Here is a 21,682-nt window from a genome sequence, read left to right as displayed (position 1 = left end):
GGCATTTTTTCGAGTTGTGAACGCCTTGCAGCGCAAGGCCGGGGGGTGGGGTGGTGGAGCTAGAAAGAGACGTTGTGCGGAACAATGCACGCAACGATGTGGTGCGCAAAATACTTGCCGGCGCGGTGCGGAACCCAGGCTACTTTAACGAGTTAGGCCATCTCGTGACCCGCTCGGCGCAAACCCGTGCCACCCAGCTTCAGACTGCGCGCACGCGCATTCTCCTCACCACGGCACTGACGACCGCTCTCGTCGGACTGATCCCGCATCAGGCAAGGGCAGCAAGCTGTTCAACGAACATAACGGCGAGTTGTACCGTCACCCAAAGTCAGAGCTTGGGAGGGCTGACAAACAGCGGCAGTATCGGCACGTTGAGCAATGCTGGCACAATCTCCGGAAACAGGGCAGGCATCGACAACGAAGGCACGATTATCGCGCTAAGCAATAGCGGCAGTATTCACGGTGGCCTTACTGGTGTCGTCGACAACGCCGGTAGTATTGGTACACTGAGCAATAGCGGTAGTATCTCTGGCAACCTTGGTGGCATCGTCATCAACGCGGCCGCCATTGGCACACTGACCAATAGTGGCACTATTTCCGGGAGCTACGCTGGCATAGTCAATAATACCGGCACCATCAGCACGCTGACCAACGGCGGTATTATCCACGGAGGCGACATTGACATCAACAACGGAAGTGGCAGCATTGGCACGCTGATCAATGCGGGTTCGATCACCGGTGCAGGGGGGAATATTATCGCCGCCGGCGAGACCGTCGCTAGTCCGGCTCTGTCTATCTATAATCCCGGTGGTACGATCGGTAGTCTCATTGATGCTGGCCTTTACAACAAGGCGGATGGTGTCTCGATCACCAATGACGGCGCGATCACCGCAAGCACAAGCAACGTCAGCATCACCGGAAATGCGGCTCGCTTAACAACCGTCGTTGGCATCTACAATGTCGGTTCGATCACTGCGCTTACGAACGATAGCGTCGGAAGCATCTCCGGGGGCACCAATGGCATCGACAACGAAGGCAGCATCGGTGCGCTGACTAATAACGGCACAATTTCCGGGAGCCTAGTTGGTATCACCAGCCTCGGCGCCAGCACGGGAACTCTGACAACTGCAATCGGCACGCTGACCAATAATGGCACTATCTCTGGGGGTAGAGACGGTGTCAACAGCGAACATGGCAGTATTCACACACTGATTAATAGCGGCACTATCTCCGGAGCTTCAGCGGGTCTGATCAACTTCTTTGGCAGCGTAGGCACGCTAAGCAATAGTGGAACTATCTCCGGGAGTGGCCATGGGGTCATCAACGAAGGCGGTAGCAGTATCAACACGCTGACCAATAGCGGCGTTATCTCTGGGAACGCCTTTGGTCTCTCTAATCGCGCCTCCGGCCCTGGCACAGTTACAGCCACAATTGGCAAGCTGACCAATAATGGCATCATCTCTGGGGGCTACATGGGGATCGTCAACCAGGTTGGTAGCATTGGCACGTTGACTAATAACGGTTCTGTTTCAGGTAACACTGCTGGCATTATCAACGTCGGCTCTATTGAAGGTAGAGTCGGGGCTGGAATCGGTATGCTGACCAATAGCGGCACGATCTCCGGAGGCTCCGCGGGGATCGTCAACCAGGTTGGCAGCATTGGCACGTTGACTAATAACGGTTCTGTTTCAGGTAGCACTGCTGGCATTGTCAACTCCGGCTCTATTAAAGGTAGAGTCGGGTCTGGAATCGGTACGCTGACAAATAGCGGCACGATCTCCGGAGGCTCCGCGGGTATCCTCAACGAGTATAGCAGTATTGGCACGCTGACCAATAGTGGGATCATCTCCGGGACCAAGGCCGACATCAACAACACGAGTGGCAGCATTGGCACGTTGATCAACGCTGGCTCGATCACCAGCGCCGGAGCGAATGCCGTCGCCAGCGACAAGACCATTGCTAGTCAGGATCTATCTGTTAATAATACTGGCGGTACGATCGGATCCCTCATTGATGCTGGCCTCTATAATGTGGCAGATGGTGTCTCGATTACCAACGACGGTACGATCACCGCAAGCACAAGCAACGTCAGTATTACCGGTAACGTAGTTGGCTCAACGGCCATCGTCGGCATCTATAATGCAGGTTCGATCACTGCGCTTACGAACGATAGTGCCGGGAGCATTTCCGGGAGCAGCTATGGCGTCGATAATGAAGGCAGTATCGGCACGCTGACCAATAGTGGGATCATCTCAGGGAACAAGGCCGACATCAACAACACGAGTGGCAGCATTGGCACGTTGATCAATGTTGGCTCGATCACCAGCGCCGGGACGAATGCTGTCTACAGCGGCAAGACCATTACTAGTCAGGATCTATCTGTTAATAATACTGGCGGTACGATCGGATCCCTCATTGATGCTGGCCTCTATAATGTGGCTGATGGTGTCTCGATCACTAACGACGGAACGATCGTCGCAAGCAAAGGCAACATCAGCATCACTGGCAATGCGGCTGGCTTAACGACCGTCGATGGCATCTACAATGCTGGCTCACTCATTGCGATTACGAACGATAGTGCCGGCCTTATCTCCGGAGGCTCCAATGGCATCGACAACGAAGGCAGCATAGGCGTGCTGGCCAATAGCGGTGCTATATCCGGGTCCATTGGCATCAGCAACTCCGGTGGCAGCATAGGCACGCTGACCAATAGCGGTACTATCTCCGTAGCGAGCTCCTCTGGCATCGATAACATCGGTGGTAGCATTGGAACACTAACCAATAGCGGTACTATCTCCGGTGCCTCTGGCGTTGATAACGGCGGCGGCAGCATCGGTAAGCTAACCAATAGCGGCACCATCTCCGGGAGGAAATACGCTGGCATCTACAACGGGAGCGGCAGCATTGGCACCCTCGTCAATGACGGCACGGTTTCCGGGATGACGTTGGGCGACATCTACAACGAAAAGGGTGCGATTGGCACGTTGGTCAATGCGGGCTCGATCACCGGCACCGGGACAAATGTAATCTCCAGTGGCAAGACCATTACTGGCCCGGCCCTATCTGTCGATAATACTGGCGGCACGATCGGTGCTCTCATTGATGCCGGCCTCTACAATGGGGCGGATGGCGTCTCGATCACCAACGATGGCACGATCACCGCAAGCACAAGCAACGTCAGTATTACCGGCAATGCAGCTGGCTCAACAAACTTCGTTGGCATCTATAATTTCGGTTCGATCAACGCGCTCACGAACGATCGCGCTGGTGTCATCTCCGGGTCTATTGGCATTAGCGAATCCGGCGGCAGCATCGGGATGCTGACCAATAACGGCATGATCACGGGTATGCAGGATGCTCTGTACATTGGACCGGGCAGCAGTATTGGCCAGCTCTCGAATTCTGGTACGGTCGCAGGAAATATTGATAACGCGTCCAGTCTGGCTCTGAAAATTTCAGGGGGCACGGGCACAGATTACGGCGTGCTGACCGGCTATAACGGCACCACCGGCAGCATCACCAGCAAGATTGCCGGGGCGGATCTGACCTTCGACTCCGGTAACCTGCTGCTCGGTGACAATATTTACATGGGCGGCAACAGCGTCATTGATACCGGCGCCACGCTGTTGGTTGACGGCTTGTTGAGCATCGTCTCGTCCAGCCCTCTGGATATCGCTGGTGGCCTGCTAGAAGTTGGCGATGCAGCCCATAACGGCGCAGTTCTCAACAGTAATGTCGCTATCGGCAGTGCGGGTGAGCTTCGCGGCCACGGCACTATCAGGGGTAATGTTACCAACGATGGCGTGGTCTATCCCGGCGGCTCGATGGGGGTTCTGACCATCGATGGTAATTATGTGCAGAATAGCGGCGGCAGCTTGGAGGTGGAGGTCAGCCCCGTTACGACTGTCGGAACCGGCTATGATCAGCTTGCTGTAACCGGAAGCGCCAAGCTGGCCGGCGCGCTCGAGATTAATGTCGATAGCGGCGCCTATATCGGGGGAGATCAATACGATATTGTGACGGCCGCAGGAGGTGTCAGTGGCACATTCAGCACGGCTGGCTATACGGCATCTTTCAGCACGGCTCTGAAGCAGTATCTGACGCCGACCCTCAATTATACAGCTGATAATGTGTATCTGGACCTTGTCCCGGCGGCCCCTGCCTTCTCGACGGGCCGGTTCTACGCCGCCAGTGCCTATGCCCAGAACAACGCGCTGTTGAGTGTGCTGGGTGCCCCGCTCGGCATGGACAGTGGCGATAACGAGGTGGATCGGGGCTATTGGCTGCATGGCATCGGGAATTTTGGCAGCGATAATGGTTATGACTTCAATGCCAAGGGTTTTGTCATCGGCAAGGGCTTTGATGTCTCTGCTAATCTGGTGATCGGCGGCGCGGTCTCGAATGTCTATACCTCTACGAATGGCAGCGGTTCATCGGTAAATGGCACTTCCTTCGGCGCGTTGGTCTATGGCCTCTACAATGTTGGCAGGCTGAGCCTTTCTGCCAGCGCTGGCGCTGGGCATATGTCCGACAACATCAACCGTTACCTGCCCAGCCTGGGCTGGCAGGCCAAGGCCGCCAGCAACGGCGTCTATGAAGGGTTCGACGCCCAACTGCAATACAGCCTGCTGCCGACATCGTCGCCGTATTTCCTGGCGCCTTATGCCCAAGGTAGTTATCTGCATACCGCGTTGGGGTCGGCTCAGGAAACCAATGCCGGCATCCTGAACCTACATTATGACGCCTTGAACACCAGTCTGGCGCAGCTTGGGGCAGGGATCACTGGCGGTTATAACGTGCCGGTGAAATATGGGATGCTGACAGCCTGGGCCAGCCTCGGTGGGCTGGGAACGCTGGGCAATCCACATGCCTCCGTGACTGAACAGATGGGTACCTATACCGCCCGTGAAACAGCCCTCGCGGCGCCCGTTGGCGCACTTAACCCAGGGGTTGGGCTCCAGTTGATCGGCAATAGCCCCTGGCGTTTGGCCGCAGGCTGGAGCGGTCTGTTCGGCAGCGCCACAAGCGCGGAGAACCTCACCTTCCAAGCCAGTTATAAATGGTGAGGTGAGTAGCCGTGTTCGAACGGGTGGATTAAACTGTTATCACGTAAATCGTTTTATTAGAGCTTTCCCGTGCCAACACAGTCCGACTTGAACATAGAGGCCGCCCTGCAACGCGCACATGCGCATTGGAATGCAGGTCAAGCCGACCAGGCCGAACAATATTGCCAGCGTGTGCTGGCAATATGGCCGGGTCAGGCCGATGCGTTGCATCTGATGGGGCTGATCGCTCATGCCTATGGCAATACGGATATTGCCATTGCCCATTTGCGCCAAGCTTGTCTGGCCCCACGGGCGCCAGCAGTATATGCCAGCAATCTGGCGGAGATGTGCCGGCAGAAGGGGCTGCTTGACGAAGCCGAGACCATGGCGAGGCGGGCCATCGCCATGGATGACGCCTTAGTGATGGGGTGGAACAACCTTGGCATCATTCTGCAGGAATGCGGTAAGTTCGAGGAAAGCGCCGCCTGCCTGGAGCGAGTCGTGGCATTCCAGCCGGACTGGGCGCAGGCGCAGAATAATTTGGCGAATACGTACAGACGGCTGGGCCGCTTCGACAAGGCTGCGCAGCATTACCGTCGAGCGCTTGCACTGGCCCCTGACTATGCCGAGGCTCATAGCAATTTCGCTTTTCTCCTCTCGTCGCAAGGTCGGCACGATGAAGCCGCTACTGAAGCGCGCCTCGCCATTGACCTCAATCCGCGGCTGGTTGATGCCTATTTAAACTTGGCCGAAGTAGAACTGTCTCGATACCGGTATGAAGACGTATTGCGCGTGTTGGACATGTTGCGGGTGTTTGCGCCCCAGCATCCGGCAGCGTTAATGGCCTATGCCAAGGCACTCCGCCATTTGGAGAGGCTGGAGGAGGCGCTGGATTTTGCCAGCAAGGCGGTGTTGTACGCTCCGCAAAGTGCCGAGGCGCACAATACGTTGGCTACGGTGTTGCAGTCGCTTGGCCGTACCGAAGATGCACTGATCGCGTTTGAACGGGCGGAAACTTTGCCGGGCGCCGTGGCAGAGGAAGCGGCGACGGGCCGTGCCGCTCTACTAATGGAGGCCGGACGGAAAGACGAAGCAATGGCCGCTCTCAGCCACGCCATAGCGCATTTTCCGAATTCGGTTCAGACACTCTCCATGCTGACGGATTTGCAGACCTGCAAGCCTGGCCAGCCCGTTCTGGCGCCATTGGAGGCTTGCTTGGCGGAGGGCGAACGCCGTCCGCTAGGTGACAGGGTCAAGGCGCATTTCGCTCTGGCGAAGGCGTATATGGATTTGCAGGAACCCGCGAAGGCTTTCGCATATCTGGATGAAGGCAACCGGCTGCAGCGCGGCCTATTTGACTATAGCTCGGCTGCGACCAAGGAGAAGTTTGGCAACGTGATCGAGCGTTTTGGCCAGGCAAAGTATAAAGCATTTGCCCGTTCCACGATTGCCTCAGAGTTGCCGGTCTTCGTGATCGGTATGCCGCGCTCTGGAACGACCCTGATCGAACAGATATTATCGTCGCACACGCAAGTAACCGGGGCGGGCGAATTATCGGCACTCAGGCTGGTGGTCGAGCGCAGCATGAACTTCCCCTACGGCATTGAGGTGATCGACGGCGCGGAAACTACCCGCATGGGGCAAGCTTATCTCAACGAGATAACAAAGCTGGCACAGGGCAGCGTGCGGGTTGTCGACAAGATGCCGGGAAATTTCATCTATGCCGGGCTCATTCCGATGCTTCTACCGAAAGCCAGAATCATCCACGCGCGTCGCAATGCGGTGGATACTTGCCTTTCCTGCTATACGAAGCTGTTCAGCGGTGAGCAGCGTTTTGCCTATAGCCAGACCGAACTAGGCGAGTTCTACCGACTTTACGAGAAACTGATGGCCCATTGGCGTGCGATCTTACCGCCGGAGAGGTTTTTGGAGATTGATTACGAAGAGATCGTTGACGACGTGGAGCAGCAGGCGCGGCGGATGATCGAATTTATGGGCCTGCCATGGGATGCGGCTTGCCTGGAATTCCAGACCAATAGCCGGGTGGTGCGCACGGCCAGCGTCAACCAAGTGCGGCAGCCACTATACAAAAGCTCCAAGGGGCGGTGGAAGGCTTATGAGTCCTGGCTCGGGCCGTTGTTGGACGCGCTCGGTAAAGGCGCGGCGTGACCGGCGCCGGGGTCGGGCGGCAAGCACAGAGCCTGCTTAATGACAGACGTTACGAGGAGGCCGAAGCGCTGCTGCGCCCGCATCTTGCGACTGGCAGTGGCCCGCTCGTGCTGTGGCGGCAGCTAGCCACTGCCATCCGCCCGCAGGGGCAGATCGATGAGACGCGGCGTATCCAGGAAATGCTGGTCTCGCATATGCCAGGTGATTATGCTCTGCGGTTTGATCTTGCGGAGACCTTGCTCCTGTCGGGCGATTTTGAACGGGGCTGGCGGGAGTACCGCTATCGCTACAGCCTGCCGCATACGGAGCGGATTGACCGAAAAGTACAGCGGCCGCGCTGGGACGGGCGGGAGATCGCTAAACAGACATTGCTGATCCATGATGAACAAGGCTTCGGCGACACGTTTCAGTTTATGCGCCTTGTGCCTTGGGCGCGGGAACGCAGCCGAGGGCGTGTTGTGCTGGAGATAAACAGTGAAGCCCTGCCTTTGGCACGGCGCATGGGCGGCTTTGATGATATCGTTGCCCACGGCAGCTTGCCACCGGCTTTTGATTGTCATTGCGAGATGATGAGCCTGCCTATGGCAATGGGACTGAAGCTGAGCGATCTGCCTGGCGCCATGCCCTATCTTACAGCCGATCCCCAGCGTCTGGCGTTATGGCGTGAGAGATTGCAGGGCTTACCCCGTCCATTAGTCGCACTGGTCTGGGCGGGCCGGCCGACGCACCCCAATGATGCCAACCGTTCAATGCGGCTGACACAATTCGCGCCGCTCGCGGAGGCACAGGCGACGTTTCTGGCCGTGCAGAAGGGACCAGCGGAGGCGGAGGCCGCCACGGCGACAGCGGGCATGAAAGTGATGTGCTTGGCGAAGGAGATTAGGGATTTTGAGGACACGGCAGCGATTCTCACCGTCGCGGATTTGCTGATCTCCGTCGACTCGTCTCCGGTGCATTTGGCGGGCGCTTTGGGACGGCCAGTATGGGTCATGCTACCCTTCATTCCCGATTGGCGCTGGTTGATGAGCCGCCATGATACGCCCTGGTATCCATCAACGCGGTTGTTCCGGCAGGCAAGGCGGGGCGATTGGGAGGGGGTTATACAAGCTGTTGCCAACAAACTGAAAATTTTTGCCAGTGCGCATAACTAAGCTCAAGTTCCCAGCGAGGGGCTAAGAGTCCCGGAGTAAATCAACCGAGCTTCAGGAGAAGACTCGAACCTTTGATCATCCGATAAAATTTGAATGCTTTATGTAGGTATTCTGTATCGAAACTCTCGCTGATGCGACTATGAACTGTAGACAGAGGGACAGATCATGCGCCTCAAACTGATCAAGCGGCAGATGTATGGGCGCGCGAAACTCGACTAGCTTCAGGCTAGAGTGGTCGATGCATACTGGAGTGCTGATCGAGCCATGGCGCCAGTTCGTTCGCGCTTTTCTTGCGGATCATGCTGTGGAAGGCGTCGATCTATCGGGCTTCGACGAGCGACGGTACGCCGGTCTCGATCGTGGCGATCGTCACCGTCTCGGCTTTGCTGAGAGTGTCCCTGCCGATCGTCATGAGGCGTGCAATGGTTCGGGCAGACGGGGCATGGCCAAGGCATTTTCCGCTTTTTCTGATCGGCGGCGATGGGATGCCCATTCGCTGACGACCCGAAGGCTGCGCCGGAAGCCCAGCTTCTAGAGCTTCCGCCAGAGTTCGGCGCCATTGCGCAGCCCGGGGCCGCCCTCTGCTCGTCCAGCCAGGGCAAATGCGCCTCAAGCGAGTTCTGCCGCACGCGAAAGACATCGGTCCGTTGACCGCGTATGACGCTGCGGACGAGCTTGCGGCTGTGACCTGTCCGCAGGACGATTTCCTTGATGGAGGCGCCGCAAGCCGGACATTGGCTGGCCGCGCTCGTGGCGCGGACGGTCGCCACCATTGTGGCGCCAGTTGTGTCCATGCCTTCGATCGCAAATCCATCAGGCACGAGCGAAGCTTGATGAAATCGCTTCATGGCATTGATTCCCTTACCAAATTCAATACCAAGCAATCACGTAATTACATCAAAATTACGTCAGAGCCCTTATTCCATGCCGATTCACAGCTTTCTGAGGCAGAACATGCTGTGTGCGCGGGTCTGGGACAGCTACGACGACATCCTCAAAGCCCGCAAAGCAGCCTGGAACTGGTTCGTCAAAGACCCAAACCGTATCACCTCAATCGGAAAACGAGATTGGGCGTGTGTCACTGTTTAGGCGGGCTGGTATGAGTCAGAGCCAAATCTCAGCGCAAATCAACATGCAGCCTTCAGTAGGTGGAATTAGGGGCCTCAAAGTGGCCTGATTTTGGCCCGCCGTTCACACTCCACTTTTCCGAAGCAAGTCCAGCGTAGGCGAATCCTCCAAATTCAGTTGCATCGGCGCCAAGGTATTGCGTAAATATATTTACATATAAAGACCGGAGGTGAAGGTGAAAGCCGTCATACTAAAAGAACGTGGGCCTCTTGGCGTTTTTTGGGAGGATGTGCCAGAGCCTGAGGCGCCAGCCGGATGGGCTAAGGTGAAGATGGTGGCAGCGACGGTGAACCGCGTTGACCTCTATATGCGTGATTCGGGCGCTGGAATCCGCCATGAAATGCCTTTGATCATGGGAGTCGATGGCGTTGGTCGCGTGGTGGAGGCTCCTGAGGGCTCCGGCTTCAATTCAGGGGACCCTGTAATTTTGTACCCCTACGAATTTTGCGGTCATTGTCGCCACTGCTTGGTCGGAAATCAGCCTTTGTGCGTGACCGCGCGCATTTTGGGAGAACACAGGCACGGCACCTTTGCCGAGTATGTCGTGGTACCGGCCCGGTCTCTGGTGAAATTGCGGTATGGCGTGAACATGGAGCAGGCCGCGTGCCTTGGGGTTGCGTATCTCACCGCATGGCGCATGGTTTTTGGAAAGACCGAGGTGACGCCGGGCATGGTGGTTGCCGTGCAAGGTGCTGGCGGCGGGGTAGGGTATGCCGCCATGCAGTTGGCGCGGATGGCTGGGGCGCGGGTGATTGTGACCACGTCGGGTGAAGAAAAGCTGGAGCATTTCCGTAGCCTGGGGGTTGATGCCATCGATTACCGCGTAGAGGACGTGCCGCACCGCCTGGGAGAACTTACCGACCAGGAAGGGGCTGATATTGTCATCGACAATGTGGGGGAACGTACTTGGCCGCTCTCCTTGCGTATGCTGGCGCGAGGCGGACATTTAATCACCTGCGGCGCCACCACGGGCGCGCACCCATCTGCCGATATTCAAAGGCTGTTCGTTAGGCAGCTTTCGGTGCATGGCTCCACTATGGGGAGTCTGGAAGAGTTCCGGCGGCTTGTCCGGGCCTGGGAGGCTGGTGAGTTTACCCCGCTGATTGACCGGGCTTATTCGTTCGCCGAAGTACCGCAAGCCTTCCAGCATTTGGAAGATCCGGTGCGGATGGGCAAGCTTGTCATCAGAATCAGCTAAGTCAGGATGTATTTGAGTTTACTTCAGTCAAATTGCACCTTAAGCGGCTTGAAATTTATTCATCCTGGACCCCCGAGCGTGCATCGATCTTTTTCATATTTTCAAGCAGCTTGATCATATAATGTAATATATGGGTCATGTCACCTAAAGAGAATTCATCCAGGGCTTCTTCATAGTAAGCCCTGATTTTCGGAAGCGCTTTGTTCTCCCAAATCTCTCGCCCCATAGGGGTGATCTGAATGATCCGTGAGCGGCGGTCACGCTCATCTGGTTGGATGACGACATGCCCGGCGCTTTCCATGCGCTTCAGAACTGCGGACAAATTCTGCCGTGTGACCATTAAATATTGTGACAGTTCAATCACGGCCATGCCGCTGGCAGATTTGGGGCGGGAGAGGGCCCCCATAATCGCCCATTGCTGGGTTGTAAGCCCCTCCTCCTGCACGGCGCGGGAACCGGTTTTGTGCAACATATTGGCGCATTGATAGAGCCGGAAGAAAATCCGGTTGGACATCTCAAGGCGGGCCGTGCCCATGTTCTGTTCGGTGCTGGGGGACATGAAAGCAGCCATATTCCGGTAAGAGTTCAATTTTTTTCCTCCTTAAATTGCGTAAAATGATTCGTATTGTCCACTCGTTTAGCCCAAGGACGCCTGGTCTTTGGGGCGGATGGATGAGGGAGAGTTTGTTTTATGTAAATACATTGACATATAATCTTGGCGGGCGTATAGCTGAATCAAAATGGTTCCGAGCTATTTCGGAGGCGGGATATGGACAGTCTTAAGAGCAAAATCGTGATTGCAACGGGCGGCGGCGGCGGGATAGGCGGCGCGACTTGCCGGTTGTTCGGGGCGCGGGGCGCCAAGGTCGCGGTGTTTGATATGAATCTGCAGGCGGCCGAACAAGTTGCCGCCGATATTATGGCGCAGGGCGGTGTGGCCCAGGCGTTCAAGTGCGACATTACGGACCGTGCCGCCGTGGATACGGCGGTGGCTGCCGTGGAAGCCACGCTAGGCCCGGTGGATGTGCTGGTGAATAATGCCGGGTGGGATGTGTTCAAGCCTTTCCTGCAGACCGTGCCGGCGGAGTGGGAAAAGCTGATCGCCATCAACCTTACTGGTGCGCTGCATATGCACCATGCCGTTTTGCCCAGCATGGCGGCGCGCAAATATGGCCGTATCGTGAATATCGCGTCCGATGCGGCGCGCGTCGGTTCCTCGGGCGAGGCTGTCTATGCGGCTTGCAAGGGCGGGCTGGTGGCCTTGAGCAAGACTTTGGCCCGTGAGCATGCGCGGCACGGCATCACGCTAAATGTTGTCTGCCCCGGCCCCACGGATACGGCCTTGCTGGCTGGCGTGGCCGAAGGGGCTGCGAACCCGGAAAAGCTCATCGAGGCATTCACGCGCGCCATACCGCTTGGCCGGCTGGGGAAGCCCGATGATCTGGCCAAGGCGATTGTGTTTTTTGGGTCCGACGATGCGGGATTCATAACCGGGCAGGTGCTGAGCGTCTCAGGCGGCCTCACCATGAATGGCTAACAAGACAAAAAGGGAAACGTCATGAGCTACGAAGATATTCTTTACGAAGTCCGCAACGGCGTGGCCTGGATCATCATCAATCGTTCTGAAAAGATGAACGCGTTTCGCGGAACCACCTGCGATGAGATCATCAAGGCGATGAACCGTGCGGGGTACGATAAATCCATTGGCGCGATCGTTCTCGCGGGCGCGGGGGAGAGGGCGTTTTGCACCGGCGGCGATCAATCGGCGCATGATGGCAATTACGATGGGCGCGGCACGATCGGCCTGCCGATGGAAGAGCTGCACACCGCCATCCGAGATGTGCCGAAGCCGGTGATTGCCCGTGTGCAGGGCTATGCGATAGGCGGCGGCAACGTGCTGGCGACGATCTGCGATCTGACCATCTGTTCAGAAAAGGCCATTTTCGGCCAAGTGGGGCCGAAGATGGGTTCGGTGGATCCGGGCTATGGCACGGCGTTTCTGGCGCGCGTGGTGGGGGAGAAGAAAGCTCGCGAGATTTGGTATATGTGCCGCCGCTATTCTGGTAAAGAGGCCGAAGCCATGGGGCTCGCCAATCTCTGTGTGCCGCACGAGCAGCTTGACGAAGAGGTGCAGAAATGGGGCGAGGAGCTGTGCGAACGCTCACCCACCGCGCTCGCCATCGCCAAGCGCAGTTTCAATATGGACACGGCGCATCAGGCCGGTATCGCCGGCATGGGCATGTACGCGCTGAAGCTTTATTACGATACGGAAGAGTCGCGTGAGGGCGTGACCGCCCTGAAGGAGAAGCGCAAGCCCGAATTCCGAAAATTCGTGAAATAAGCGGGAGAGCGAGATGAATCCGTATATTGACGAAGAGTTGCAGGCGCTGGCCGATCAGGCCCGGCGCTTTGCCCAGGCGCGGGTGGCGCCTAGATTTCTGGAGCGCGACAAAACCCGCGTGCTGGACCGCGAATTGATGCGCGAGATGGGAACGATGGGGTTCATCGCACCGGAATTGCCGGAAGAATATGGCGGACTGGGCATGAGCCGCATTGCCGCAGGGGTGATCCATGAGGAGATTGCTCGGGCGGATCTATCAATTTCCTATATCAACCTACTGGCCTCTCTGAACGGGCAGATTCTCGCCGAGCACGGCGAGCCGGACGTTGTGAGGCCCTGGTTGGCAAAGCTGGTGGCTGGAGAAGTACTGTTTGCCATTGCGCTGACGGAACCACGTGGCGGTTCGGATGCGGCGAATCTACGCCTGCGCGTCGAACGGGATGGCGACGAGTATGTGCTGAATGGCGAGAAAACCTCTATCTCGGCTGCGGACCAGGCTGATGCCGCCGTGGTGTTCGGCCGCACCGGTAGTGTGGATGCCGGCGCGCATGGCGTGACGGCGCTGCTGGTGCCAATGGACAGCCCTGGCATCGCCACCAACCGGTTCGATTGCCACGGCCAGCGCGCCATCGGGCGCGGATCGGTCTTTTTTGAAAATGTGCGCGTGCCGGTCAGGCACCGCTTGGGGGACGAGAATAAGGGCTTCGTGCAGGTGATGCAGGGGTTTGATTTCTCCCGCGCGCTGATCGGGCTGCAGGTTCTTGCTGTGGCACGCGTGGCGCTGGAGGAGGCGTGGGCATATGTCGCTCAGCGTGAGGCATTTGGAAAGCCGCTTGCATCTTTCCAGGGCGTTACCCATCCCTTGGCGGATTTCGACACCCAGGTGGAAGCGGCGCGCCTGCTGTGCCTGCAGACCCTTTGGCTGAAGGATCGCCATCTGCCACACACCGCCGAGGCGGCAATGTGCAAATGGTGGGGGCCGAAGCTGGCTTATGAAGTGGTGCATCAATGCCTGCTCTGCTTCGGGCACGGCGGATACGACCATGGCGTGATGGAACAGCGTCTGCGCGACGTGCTGGGCTTTCAAATCGGCGATGGCACGGCGCAAATCATGAAGACAATCATAGCCCGGACAAGGGCGGGCCGCAAAGCCGTATCGATATAAAATTAGAGCAACAATAATAATCAATCCAACGAGGAAAACGATCCATGCAGTTCGATGCCGTGTTGCTGAAGCAGCGCCGCGATGCCATGGTGGCCGGAGGATTCTGGCTTGACCGGACGATCAATGATGCGCTTGACGATGCCGTGCGCCTCTGCCCGGAGAAGTTGGCCCTAACCGCCTATAGGATTGAGAGAGGCGACGTCAGGCGCTTCACCTATGCCGAGCTGTCTGTCATGGCGGACCGTATCGCGGTTGGCCTTTCAAGGCTGGGGATCGGGCATAATGATGTCGTAGCCTGCCAGTTGCCGAACTCGTGGGAGCTCTTCCTGCTTTATCTCGCCTGTTCGCGGATCGGCGCGGTGATGAACCCGCTGATGCATATTTTTCGTGAACGCGAACTGCGCTTCATGCTGGATTATGCCGAGACGCGCCTGTTCATCGTGCCGAAATTATTCAGGAAGTTTGATTATGAGGCGATGGCAAAGGGATTGCAGACGGAAATCCACAGGCTTGAGCGGGTGATTGTCGCGGGCGGGGATGGAGAGGATAGTTTCGAGGCGCTGTTGAGCGGGGCGGAATGGGAAAAGGCGCCAGATGCGCAGGCGATTCTTTCAACCCATCGCCCCGGAGGCGATGATATCACGCAGCTGCTTTTCACCTCCGGCACCACAGGTCAGCCCAAGGGGGTGATGCATAGCGCGAACACGCTGATCTCCAATATCCAGGCATATGCGGCACGGCTGCACCTGGGCGCGAATGACACGATTTTGATGGCCTCGCCGATGGCGCATCAGACCGGCTTTATGTACGGGTTGATGATGCCGATTATCCTGCAGGCCAGAGCGGTTTTGCAGGATATATGGCAGGCGCCGAAGGCGGCAGAGGTGATCCGTGCCGAGTCTGTCAGCTTCACCATGGCGTCCACGCCGTTCCTAATGGATCTCACGCATGAGGTTGAGGAAAGCGGCAAACCGGTGCCCACTCTACGCTGCTTCCTTTGCGCCGGTGCGCCCATTCCCGGCCCGTTGGTGGCGCAGGCGCAAGAGACTCTTGGGGCGAAGATCATTTCGGCCTGGGGCATGACGGAGAACGGCGCGGTGACGCTGACCATGCCGGAAGATGACGATGAGCGGGCAGTGAACACGGATGGCAAGCCGCTGCCCGGCGTGAAGGTGAAAATTCTCGACGACACGGATCAGCCCGTGCCGCCCGGCGTGGAAGGCAGGTTGTTCGTGCGCTCCTGTTCGAATTTCGGCGGCTATCTCAAGAGCGCGCATCTGAACGCCATGGATGAGGAGGGCTGGTTCGATAGCGGCGACATCGCCCGCATGGATGAGCGCGGCTATATCCGCATCGCCGGGCGCAGCAAGGATGTCATCATCCGGGGCGGAGAGAATATCCCCGTCGTCGAGATCGAAGCGCTGCTCTATCAACATCCAGCCATCGCATCGGTTGCCATCGTCGGCTATGACGATGCGCGCATGGGGGAACGCGCCTGCGCCTTCGTGGTGCCGCATGAGGCGCACGCCCCACCGACGTTGCGGGATATCGCCGATTATCTGCGCGGCCTGCAGGTGGCGATACAATATGTGCCGGAGCGGCTGGAAATTCTTGAGGCGATGCCGACAACTCCGTCAGGCAAGATCCAGAAATTCAAGGTTCGGAACATATTGCGCCAAAGGCTGGTCGAGGAATCGGCAAAGGCTGAGCGGAGTTGAGATGATGGATGTGCTGACCCGTATCGAAGGGCGCGTTGGGTTGATCACGCTCAACCGTCCAGCGCAGATGAATGCGTTGAACAATGCGCTGATGGATCAATTAGGCTCGGCCCTGCTGGCGTTTGACAATGATCCTGACGTTGGCGCGATCATTGTTACAGGCAATGAAAAGGCTTTCGCGGCGGGCGCCGATATTTCTGAGATGGCGGACATGACCTGCGCCAGGGCCATGTCTGAAAACTTCATTACCCGGAACTGGGAAATGCTGCGTCAGGTGCGCAAGCCGGTGATCGCGGCGGTGGGGGGGGTGGCGCTAGGCGGCGGCTGCGAGTTGGCGCTGACATGCGATATCGTGATTGCCGCCGCATCGGCGCGGTTCGGCTTGCCGGAGATCAAGCTGGCCTTGCTGCCTGGGGCTGGCGGCACGCAACGCATGGCGCACGCCATAGGAAAGGCGAAGGCCATGGATATGTGCCTCTCCGCCCGGATGCTGGATGCGGCGGAGGCTGAGCGCTACGGCCTGGTTTCCCGTGTGGTGCCGGATGCGGCGCTGCTGGAGCAAGCTCTGGCTTTGGCTGAAAAGATCGCCAGCTTTTCAACGCCCGCGCTGGTGGCGATCAAGGAGGCGGTGAACCGCACCTACGAGACCAGTCTGACAGAAGGCATCCTGTTCGAGCGGCGCGCGCTGTACGCACGCTTCGCCAGTGCCGACGCGCGTGAGGGCATGCAGGCTTTCCTGCAGAAGCGCACACCGAATTTCACCCATAGCTGATCTGCCAGGAGGCTAATATGGCTTTGGATTCAGAATCCTTTTCGATCCTGCTCGACACCATCCGCCGCTTCATTCAGGAGCGGTTGGTGCCGGCGGAAAACCATGTCGAGGAGTATGACGAGGTTCCTCAGGATATTGTCGAGGAGATGAAGGAGCTGGGCCTGTTCGGCCTTTCCATCCCCGAGGAATATGGCGGCATAGGGCTTTCAATGAGCCAGGAATGCCAGGTTGCGTTTGAACTGGGCCGCACTGCCCTGGCATTCCGCTCCGTGTTTGGCACGAATGTCGGTATCGGCTCGCAAGGCATTTTGATGGATGGCACGCCGGCGCAGAAGCATGAAATTTTGCCGCGTGTGGCGTCGGGTGAGTTGATCATGTCCTTCGCCTTGACGGAGCCGGATGCAGGCTCCGACGCGGCGGCCCTGAAGACCCGTGCCGAGGCGGATGGGGATGAGTATGTGCTGAACGGCACCAAGCGCTTTATCACCAACGCTCCGCGCGCGGGCGCGTTTACCTTGATGGCGCGCACGGGCGGGCCGGGAGCGTCTGGCGTGTCCGCCTTCATCATTCCGGCGGCTCTGCCCGGCTTACGGCTGGGCAAGACGGATAAGAAGATGGGCCAGCGCGGAACCAAGACCTGCGACGTGATCCTGGAAAATGTCCGTGTGCCCGCCAGCGCCATCATTGGCGGCGTGCCGGGGCAGGGCTTCAAGACGGCGATGAAGGTTCTGGACCGCGGGCGGCTGCATATTTCCGCCGTGTCCTGCGGTATCGCCCAGCGCATTCTGCATGAAAGCACGGCCTATGCGCGGGAGCGCAAGCAGTTCGGCAAGGCGATTGGAGAGTTTCAGCTTATTCAGGCCATGTTGGCTGATTCGCAGGCGGAGATGCTAGCCGGCTGGTCGCTGGTGCAGGATGTCAGCCGCCGGTTCGATCTCAAGCCGCCTCATATGAGCGATCCGGAAATCAGCATGCAGGCCTCCTGCACCAAGCTGTTTTGCACGGAGATGGTTGGCCGCGTCGCGGACCGTGGCGTGCAGATTCATGGCGGCGCTGGCTATATCAATGAATACAAGGTGGAGCGGTTCTACCGCGATGTCAGGCTGCTGCGGCTTTATGAGGGTACGACGCAGATCCAGCAATTGATCATCGGCCGTGAATTGCTGAAATCTCATTAAGAGGGGCGACATTCCATGTTCAACCCACAGATCGTCTTGAGAGCGCCATGGGCGTGCTGAACCTTGCAGTACGCGATGGCGTGCTGCTCATGACCATCGACCATCCGCCGGTGAATGCATTGTCGCGAACGGTGCGGGCGGGGTTGATGGAGGCTTTGGCCCGGCTCGCGGGCGATGCGTTATTGCGTGGAGGCGTGTTGCTTGGCGCTGACAATATCTTCGTGGGCGGGGCGGATATACGGGAGTTCGGCAAGCCGGCTTCTGCGCCGACTCTGCCGGAGGTGCTGGCGGTGCTGGAGGCTTGCCCGAAGCCGGTCGTGGCGGGGCTGAACGGCGCGGCGCTTGGCGGTGGCCTGGAGTTGGCATTGGCGTGCGATGCGCGGATCGCCTTGCCCTCGGCCGTGGTGGGGCTGCCGGAAGTCACGCTCGGCATCATTCCCGGAGCCGGCGGCACCCAGCGCTTGCCCCGTCTAACCGGCCTGGCCGCCGCCATCAGGCTGATCGGAACGGGCGCCAAGCTAAAGGCCGACGAAGCGCTGCGGCAAGGCATATTGGACGATATCGCGCCTGACGACCTGCCGGGAGCCGCCATTGCCTGGCTGCATGGTCCTGCCTCCGCCAAGCGGCCGGTGAGCGCCAGGACAGTGCCGGCGGACGCGCCTAGCGCCGTTGAGGCGGCGGCGCAGGCCGCGGTGAAAACGGGCAAGGGGCGCCCGGCCGTGCGGGCCGCCATCGCCGCGGTGAAGGAGGCAGCGGAAGTGCCGTTCGCCGAGGCGTTGCAGCATGAGCGGCACGCATTCGAGACGCTGAGGGCAAGCCCAGAAGCGGCGGCGCTGCGCCATATCTTTTTCGCGGAACGCGAGGCGGTGCGCCTGCCGGAATCTCTACGCCAGAAACCGCGTCAGCTTGAAACGATTGCGGTCATCGGCGCGGGCACGATGGGGGCCGGCATTGCCCTTAGCGTGCTGGAAGCTGGGTTTTGGCTCATATTGCTGGACCAGAATGCCGCGCTGCTGGCGGCGGCCGGTGCCGGATTGCTGCGGCAGCTTGATGAACGCGCGCAGGCGGGCAAGATCAGCTTCAGTAGCGCGGAGCGCGCCCGCGAACGTTTGATTTTGGCTAACGGCTGGCAAGAGATTGACTCCGCGGATCTGATCATCGAGGCGGTGTATGAGGATCTTTCTGTCAAACAGGAGGTATTCCGGCAGCTTGACGCGTATGCCAAGCCGCATGCCGTGCTGGCGACGAACACATCCTATCTCGACATAGATCAGATCGCCGCCGCCACCAGTCGTCCACGGGATGTTCTGGGGCTGCATTTCTTTTCCCCGGCGCATGTCATGAAATTGCTTGAGGTGGTGCAAGGCGCGCAAACCACGCCAGATGTGCTTTCAGCCGGTATGGAGTTGGGCAAAAGGCTACAGAAATTACCGGTGATGTGTGAAAACCGCTTCGGCTTTATCGGCAATCGCATCTACAATGCCTATCGTACGCACTGCGAGTTCATGCTGGAGGATGGCGCCTGGCCGGAACAGGTGGATGAGGCGCTTGAAGCGTTCGGTTTCGCCATGGGGCCGTTTGCGGTTATGGACATGTCCGGGCTGGATATTGCCTGGCGCATGCGTAAGTCCCGCGCCGCCGGGCGCGACCCGCGAGCACGTCATGTCCCGGTATTGGAAGCGTTATGCGAACAAGACCGCTTCGGCCGCAAGAGCAATATAGGCTATTACTCATATGATGGCGGCAAGCGCGCCAAGGAAACAGACCAGACTGTACGCGCCATCATCGCCGCTGCTTCGGAAAAGCGCGGAATTCGCCGCCGCGATTTGTCGCCGGAGGAAATTCAACGCCGCGCCTTGATGACGATGGCGAATGAGGCGGCCTTGCTGCTGGCGGAAGGAGTCGCCCAGCGCGCTTCTGACATCGATGTCGTGTTGGTGAACGGCTATGGCTTTCCACGCTGGATGGGCGGGCCGGTGCATTGGGCGCGCGGGCAGGGGCGTGCGAAGTTGGAGGAAGGGTTTGATATCATCGGCGAAGCGATGGGCTTTGGCTTCAGGCGTGGTGATGTTGATTTGTTGTTGTAAAAAAACGAACAGGGGCGGCGCGATATCACGGGGAACATGCGCCGCCCGGTTGATGGCGGTATCCGTCAACAGTCCGCGTAAGGTCATTTTTAAAAGCATATAGCAAGAAATTTATTCGTTAGCTGATATGGGGTTGGTTTTCCTCAAGATGCACACATCATAAAAAGTAAGATAAGGGAAAAATATGAAAGACGGGATGTTCAAGGCCTGCCAGGCGCGTATGCGGCCCGGCGCTGGGATTCTGTGTCTTGCGGCGACGGCGGCGGTGACGCTGCTCTCCGTTGCGCCCGCCAAGGCGGAGGAGTTGTGGGATCCGTATTTGCGTGGCGTTTTCCAGGGACTGCCGGCGGGCGCCTTGCCGCCTCCGGGGTTTTATGGAGAGCTTGATACTTATTACGCGTCCTACAGCGTCTTTGGGCAGCCGCTTGGCGCCGCGCAAGGTTATGGCTCGGGGGACAAGGTGCCTGGCAGTCACCTTACCGCGCTGGTCATCGTGCCTGTTGTGCTTTGGGTTCCTGGCGTGAAATTTCTGGGCGGCGATTATGCCGCCGCCATTGGCCAGCCATTTGACTATACCTCTTTCCAGCCTTTTCAGCACGCCTTTGGCGGTGGCGGCGGCAATCTCGGCACCTATAACACGGTGCTGGTACCGGGTATGGTGTCCTGGAAACTTCCCGAAAATCTCTATGTGAAAATCGGCTTGACGGTGCTCTTGCCGACCGCCTCATCGACCATGAACGATTTCTATCGTGGTCATGTCACCAATGGCGGAGCGCCCTCGGGCAATGCCTTCGCGACAATGCAGCCGGATTTCGGGGTGAGCTGGCTGTGGAATGGCTGGGATGTGAGTATCGGCACGCATTACACGGTCAATGTCGGTTCCACCAACCATGATGGCGAGAGTTACCATTCCGCGACCGAATTCTCAGCCGACTATACGGTGACGAAGACCATCGGCGCCTGGTCGCTTGGCGTTGGTGGCAGCCAGGAAAATCAGTTGGCAAACGATACGCTAAACGGCGTTCCGGTGCCCTATACGAAGGTTTCGAATTACAGCGTGGGACCAATCGTAGGGTATCAGTTCAAGAACGGTCTAGGCCTTACCGCGGTATGGAACCATGGCTTTGCCACCAGGAACGATGTCGCGGGAGATTTCTTTGATCTCCGTCTGACAACTCGTTTTTAAAAATCCTGTTTATTCAATAACTCGGCAGGCGTTCGCTCGGCATGGGCCAGAACCTCCATCAAATGAGTAATCGTTCTGAGCCCCGGGATTATGCCGGTTGTAACGCCCGGATGGCGGAGGAAGCACGAATGCGTTCCGTAATCTGCGTTTGCGGATTACGGACATTCTGTCACATGCTGCCGCCCCGGCTTTGGCTCTAGATGCCGTAATGGGCTGGCTGCCTGGTTCTAGTGTCCTGATCGGAAAGTAGTCTACATTCTGGCTAAACCTTAAACTTGGGGAGGCTAGGATGTCGAAGGGTCGTGCGGTTGCTGTCATGTTGGATGATGCTGAGGAAGCTGCCCTGACGGCTCTGATCCGCAAGCATGGAGCGCCACAGTCGCTGGCATTACGTGCCCGCATCGTGCTTGCCGCGGCGGACGGTCTAACCAACAAGGATATTGCGACGAAGCTGAATGTCTGCGCCCATACCGCTGGCGTGTGGCGCAATCGGTTTGCTCGCGATGGTCTGGATGGGCTGTACGATGAGCCCCGCCCCGGGGCA

The 21,682-nt window shown here is 58.2% G+C and carries 16 protein-coding genes; 15 read left to right on the top strand and 1 reads right to left on the bottom strand.

The window, feature by feature from the left end; translation table 11 throughout:
* Nucleotides 1-74: 74 nt before the first annotated feature.
* The 6 genes from BUB54_RS16725 to BUB54_RS16700 all read left to right on the top strand — a co-directional run bounded on the left by BUB54_RS16725 (nucleotide 75) and on the right by BUB54_RS16700 (nucleotide 10,691).
* Nucleotides 75-5,066, top strand: a complete 4,992-nt coding sequence (locus tag BUB54_RS16725; RefSeq protein WP_073211951.1) for a hypothetical protein — start codon at nucleotides 75-77, stop codon at nucleotides 5,064-5,066.
* 69 nt (nucleotides 5,067-5,135) lie between these two features.
* Nucleotides 5,136-7,214 carry a tetratricopeptide repeat-containing sulfotransferase family protein gene (locus BUB54_RS16720; RefSeq protein ID WP_048880502.1) on the top strand — a complete coding sequence of 693 codons (2,079 nt, stop codon included), beginning with the start codon at nucleotides 5,136-5,138 and terminating at the stop codon, nucleotides 7,212-7,214.
* Complete coding sequence (locus BUB54_RS16715; protein WP_048880503.1) at nucleotides 7,211-8,365, top strand: glycosyltransferase family 9 protein; 1,155 nt, start codon at nucleotides 7,211-7,213, stop codon at nucleotides 8,363-8,365. Before BUB54_RS16720 ends, BUB54_RS16715 begins: the two co-directional genes overlap by 4 nt.
* A gap of 299 nt (nucleotides 8,366-8,664) precedes the next feature.
* Nucleotides 8,665-8,865 (top strand): hypothetical protein, encoded by a 201-nt coding sequence (locus BUB54_RS22185; protein ID WP_048880504.1) that lies wholly within the window; start codon nucleotides 8,665-8,667, stop codon nucleotides 8,863-8,865.
* Between the two features lie 211 nt (nucleotides 8,866-9,076).
* Nucleotides 9,077-9,199 (top strand): hypothetical protein, encoded by a 123-nt coding sequence (locus BUB54_RS21860; RefSeq protein ID WP_264797783.1) that lies wholly within the window; start codon nucleotides 9,077-9,079, stop codon nucleotides 9,197-9,199.
* A 469-nt stretch (nucleotides 9,200-9,668) separates the two neighbouring features.
* Entirely contained in the window at nucleotides 9,669-10,691 is a 1,023-nt protein-coding gene (locus tag BUB54_RS16700; protein WP_048880505.1) for a zinc-binding dehydrogenase, read from the top strand.
* Between the two features lie 55 nt (nucleotides 10,692-10,746).
* Here BUB54_RS16700 and BUB54_RS16695 read toward each other — a convergent pair whose 3' ends face one another.
* Nucleotides 10,747-11,250 carry a MarR family winged helix-turn-helix transcriptional regulator gene (locus tag BUB54_RS16695; RefSeq protein ID WP_139284969.1) on the bottom strand — a complete coding sequence of 168 codons (504 nt, stop codon included), beginning with the start codon at nucleotides 11,248-11,250 and terminating at the stop codon, nucleotides 10,747-10,749.
* A gap of 210 nt (nucleotides 11,251-11,460) precedes the next feature.
* On the opposite strand from BUB54_RS16695, the gene badH reads away from it, so the two are divergent.
* The 9 genes from badH to BUB54_RS22180 all read left to right on the top strand — a co-directional run.
* Nucleotides 11,461-12,228, top strand: coding sequence for a 2-hydroxycyclohexanecarboxyl-CoA dehydrogenase (badH, locus tag BUB54_RS16690; protein ID WP_048880507.1), 768 nt, complete (start codon nucleotides 11,461-11,463; stop codon nucleotides 12,226-12,228).
* Between the two features lie 21 nt (nucleotides 12,229-12,249).
* Nucleotides 12,250-13,032, top strand: coding sequence for a 2-ketocyclohexanecarboxyl-CoA hydrolase (badI, locus tag BUB54_RS16685; RefSeq protein ID WP_048880508.1), 783 nt, complete (start codon nucleotides 12,250-12,252; stop codon nucleotides 13,030-13,032).
* A gap of 13 nt (nucleotides 13,033-13,045) precedes the next feature.
* On the top strand, nucleotides 13,046-14,197 hold the full coding sequence (gene aliB, locus BUB54_RS16680) for a cyclohexanecarboxyl-CoA dehydrogenase (protein ID WP_048880509.1): 1,152 nt from the start codon (nucleotides 13,046-13,048) through the stop codon (nucleotides 14,195-14,197).
* A 44-nt stretch (nucleotides 14,198-14,241) separates the two neighbouring features.
* On the top strand, nucleotides 14,242-15,915 hold the full coding sequence (gene aliA / locus BUB54_RS16675; RefSeq protein WP_048880510.1) for a cyclohexanecarboxylate-CoA ligase: 1,674 nt from the start codon (nucleotides 14,242-14,244) through the stop codon (nucleotides 15,913-15,915).
* Nucleotide 15,916: 1 nt separating this feature from the next.
* Entirely contained in the window at nucleotides 15,917-16,687 is a 771-nt protein-coding gene (locus tag BUB54_RS16670; protein WP_048880511.1) for an enoyl-CoA hydratase-related protein, read from the top strand.
* Between the two features lie 17 nt (nucleotides 16,688-16,704).
* Nucleotides 16,705-17,865: an acyl-CoA dehydrogenase family protein gene (locus BUB54_RS16665; protein WP_048880512.1), complete on the top strand. Its 1,161-nt coding sequence runs from the start codon at nucleotides 16,705-16,707 to the stop codon at nucleotides 17,863-17,865.
* Nucleotides 17,866-17,912: 47 nt separating this feature from the next.
* Entirely contained in the window at nucleotides 17,913-19,952 is a 2,040-nt protein-coding gene (locus BUB54_RS16660; RefSeq protein ID WP_048880513.1) for a 3-hydroxyacyl-CoA dehydrogenase NAD-binding domain-containing protein, read from the top strand.
* Nucleotides 19,953-20,136: 184 nt separating this feature from the next.
* Nucleotides 20,137-21,138 (top strand): SphA family protein, encoded by a 1,002-nt coding sequence (locus BUB54_RS16655; RefSeq protein WP_082075807.1) that lies wholly within the window; start codon nucleotides 20,137-20,139, stop codon nucleotides 21,136-21,138.
* Between the two features lie 289 nt (nucleotides 21,139-21,427).
* On the top strand, nucleotides 21,428-21,682 hold a 255-nt coding region (locus BUB54_RS22180), incomplete at its 3' end, for a helix-turn-helix domain-containing protein (RefSeq protein WP_139284967.1).

The organism is Acidocella aminolytica 101 = DSM 11237, assembly GCF_900129125.1.
Taxonomy (GTDB): Bacteria; Pseudomonadota; Alphaproteobacteria; order Acetobacterales; family Acetobacteraceae; genus Acidocella; species Acidocella aminolytica.
The sequence above is the reverse complement of the archived record's forward strand: the minus strand, read 5'-3'. Positions and strand labels throughout refer to the sequence as shown.

Bases quoted from the DNA above. Each gene is read 5' to 3' on its own strand.
- BUB54_RS22185 (WP_048880504.1), top strand. From the start codon at position 8,665: ATGCTGTGGAAGGCGTCGATCTATCGGGCTTCGACGAGCGACGGTACG.
- BUB54_RS21860 (WP_264797783.1), top strand. From the start codon at position 9,077: ATGGAGGCGCCGCAAGCCGGACATTGGCTGGCCGCGCTCGTGGCGCGG.
- BUB54_RS16695 (WP_139284969.1), bottom strand. From the start codon at position 11,250: ATGTCCCCCAGCACCGAACAGAACATGGGCACGGCCCGCCTTGAGATG.
- badH (WP_048880507.1), top strand. From the start codon at position 11,461: ATGGACAGTCTTAAGAGCAAAATCGTGATTGCAACGGGCGGCGGCGGC.
- badI (WP_048880508.1), top strand. From the start codon at position 12,250: ATGAGCTACGAAGATATTCTTTACGAAGTCCGCAACGGCGTGGCCTGG.
- aliB (WP_048880509.1), top strand. From the start codon at position 13,046: ATGAATCCGTATATTGACGAAGAGTTGCAGGCGCTGGCCGATCAGGCC.
- aliA (WP_048880510.1), top strand. From the start codon at position 14,242: ATGCAGTTCGATGCCGTGTTGCTGAAGCAGCGCCGCGATGCCATGGTG.
- BUB54_RS16670 (WP_048880511.1), top strand. From the start codon at position 15,917: ATGATGGATGTGCTGACCCGTATCGAAGGGCGCGTTGGGTTGATCACG.
- BUB54_RS16665 (WP_048880512.1), top strand. From the start codon at position 16,705: ATGGCTTTGGATTCAGAATCCTTTTCGATCCTGCTCGACACCATCCGC.
- BUB54_RS16660 (WP_048880513.1), top strand. From the start codon at position 17,913: ATGGGCGTGCTGAACCTTGCAGTACGCGATGGCGTGCTGCTCATGACC.
- BUB54_RS16655 (WP_082075807.1), top strand. From the start codon at position 20,137: ATGAAAGACGGGATGTTCAAGGCCTGCCAGGCGCGTATGCGGCCCGGC.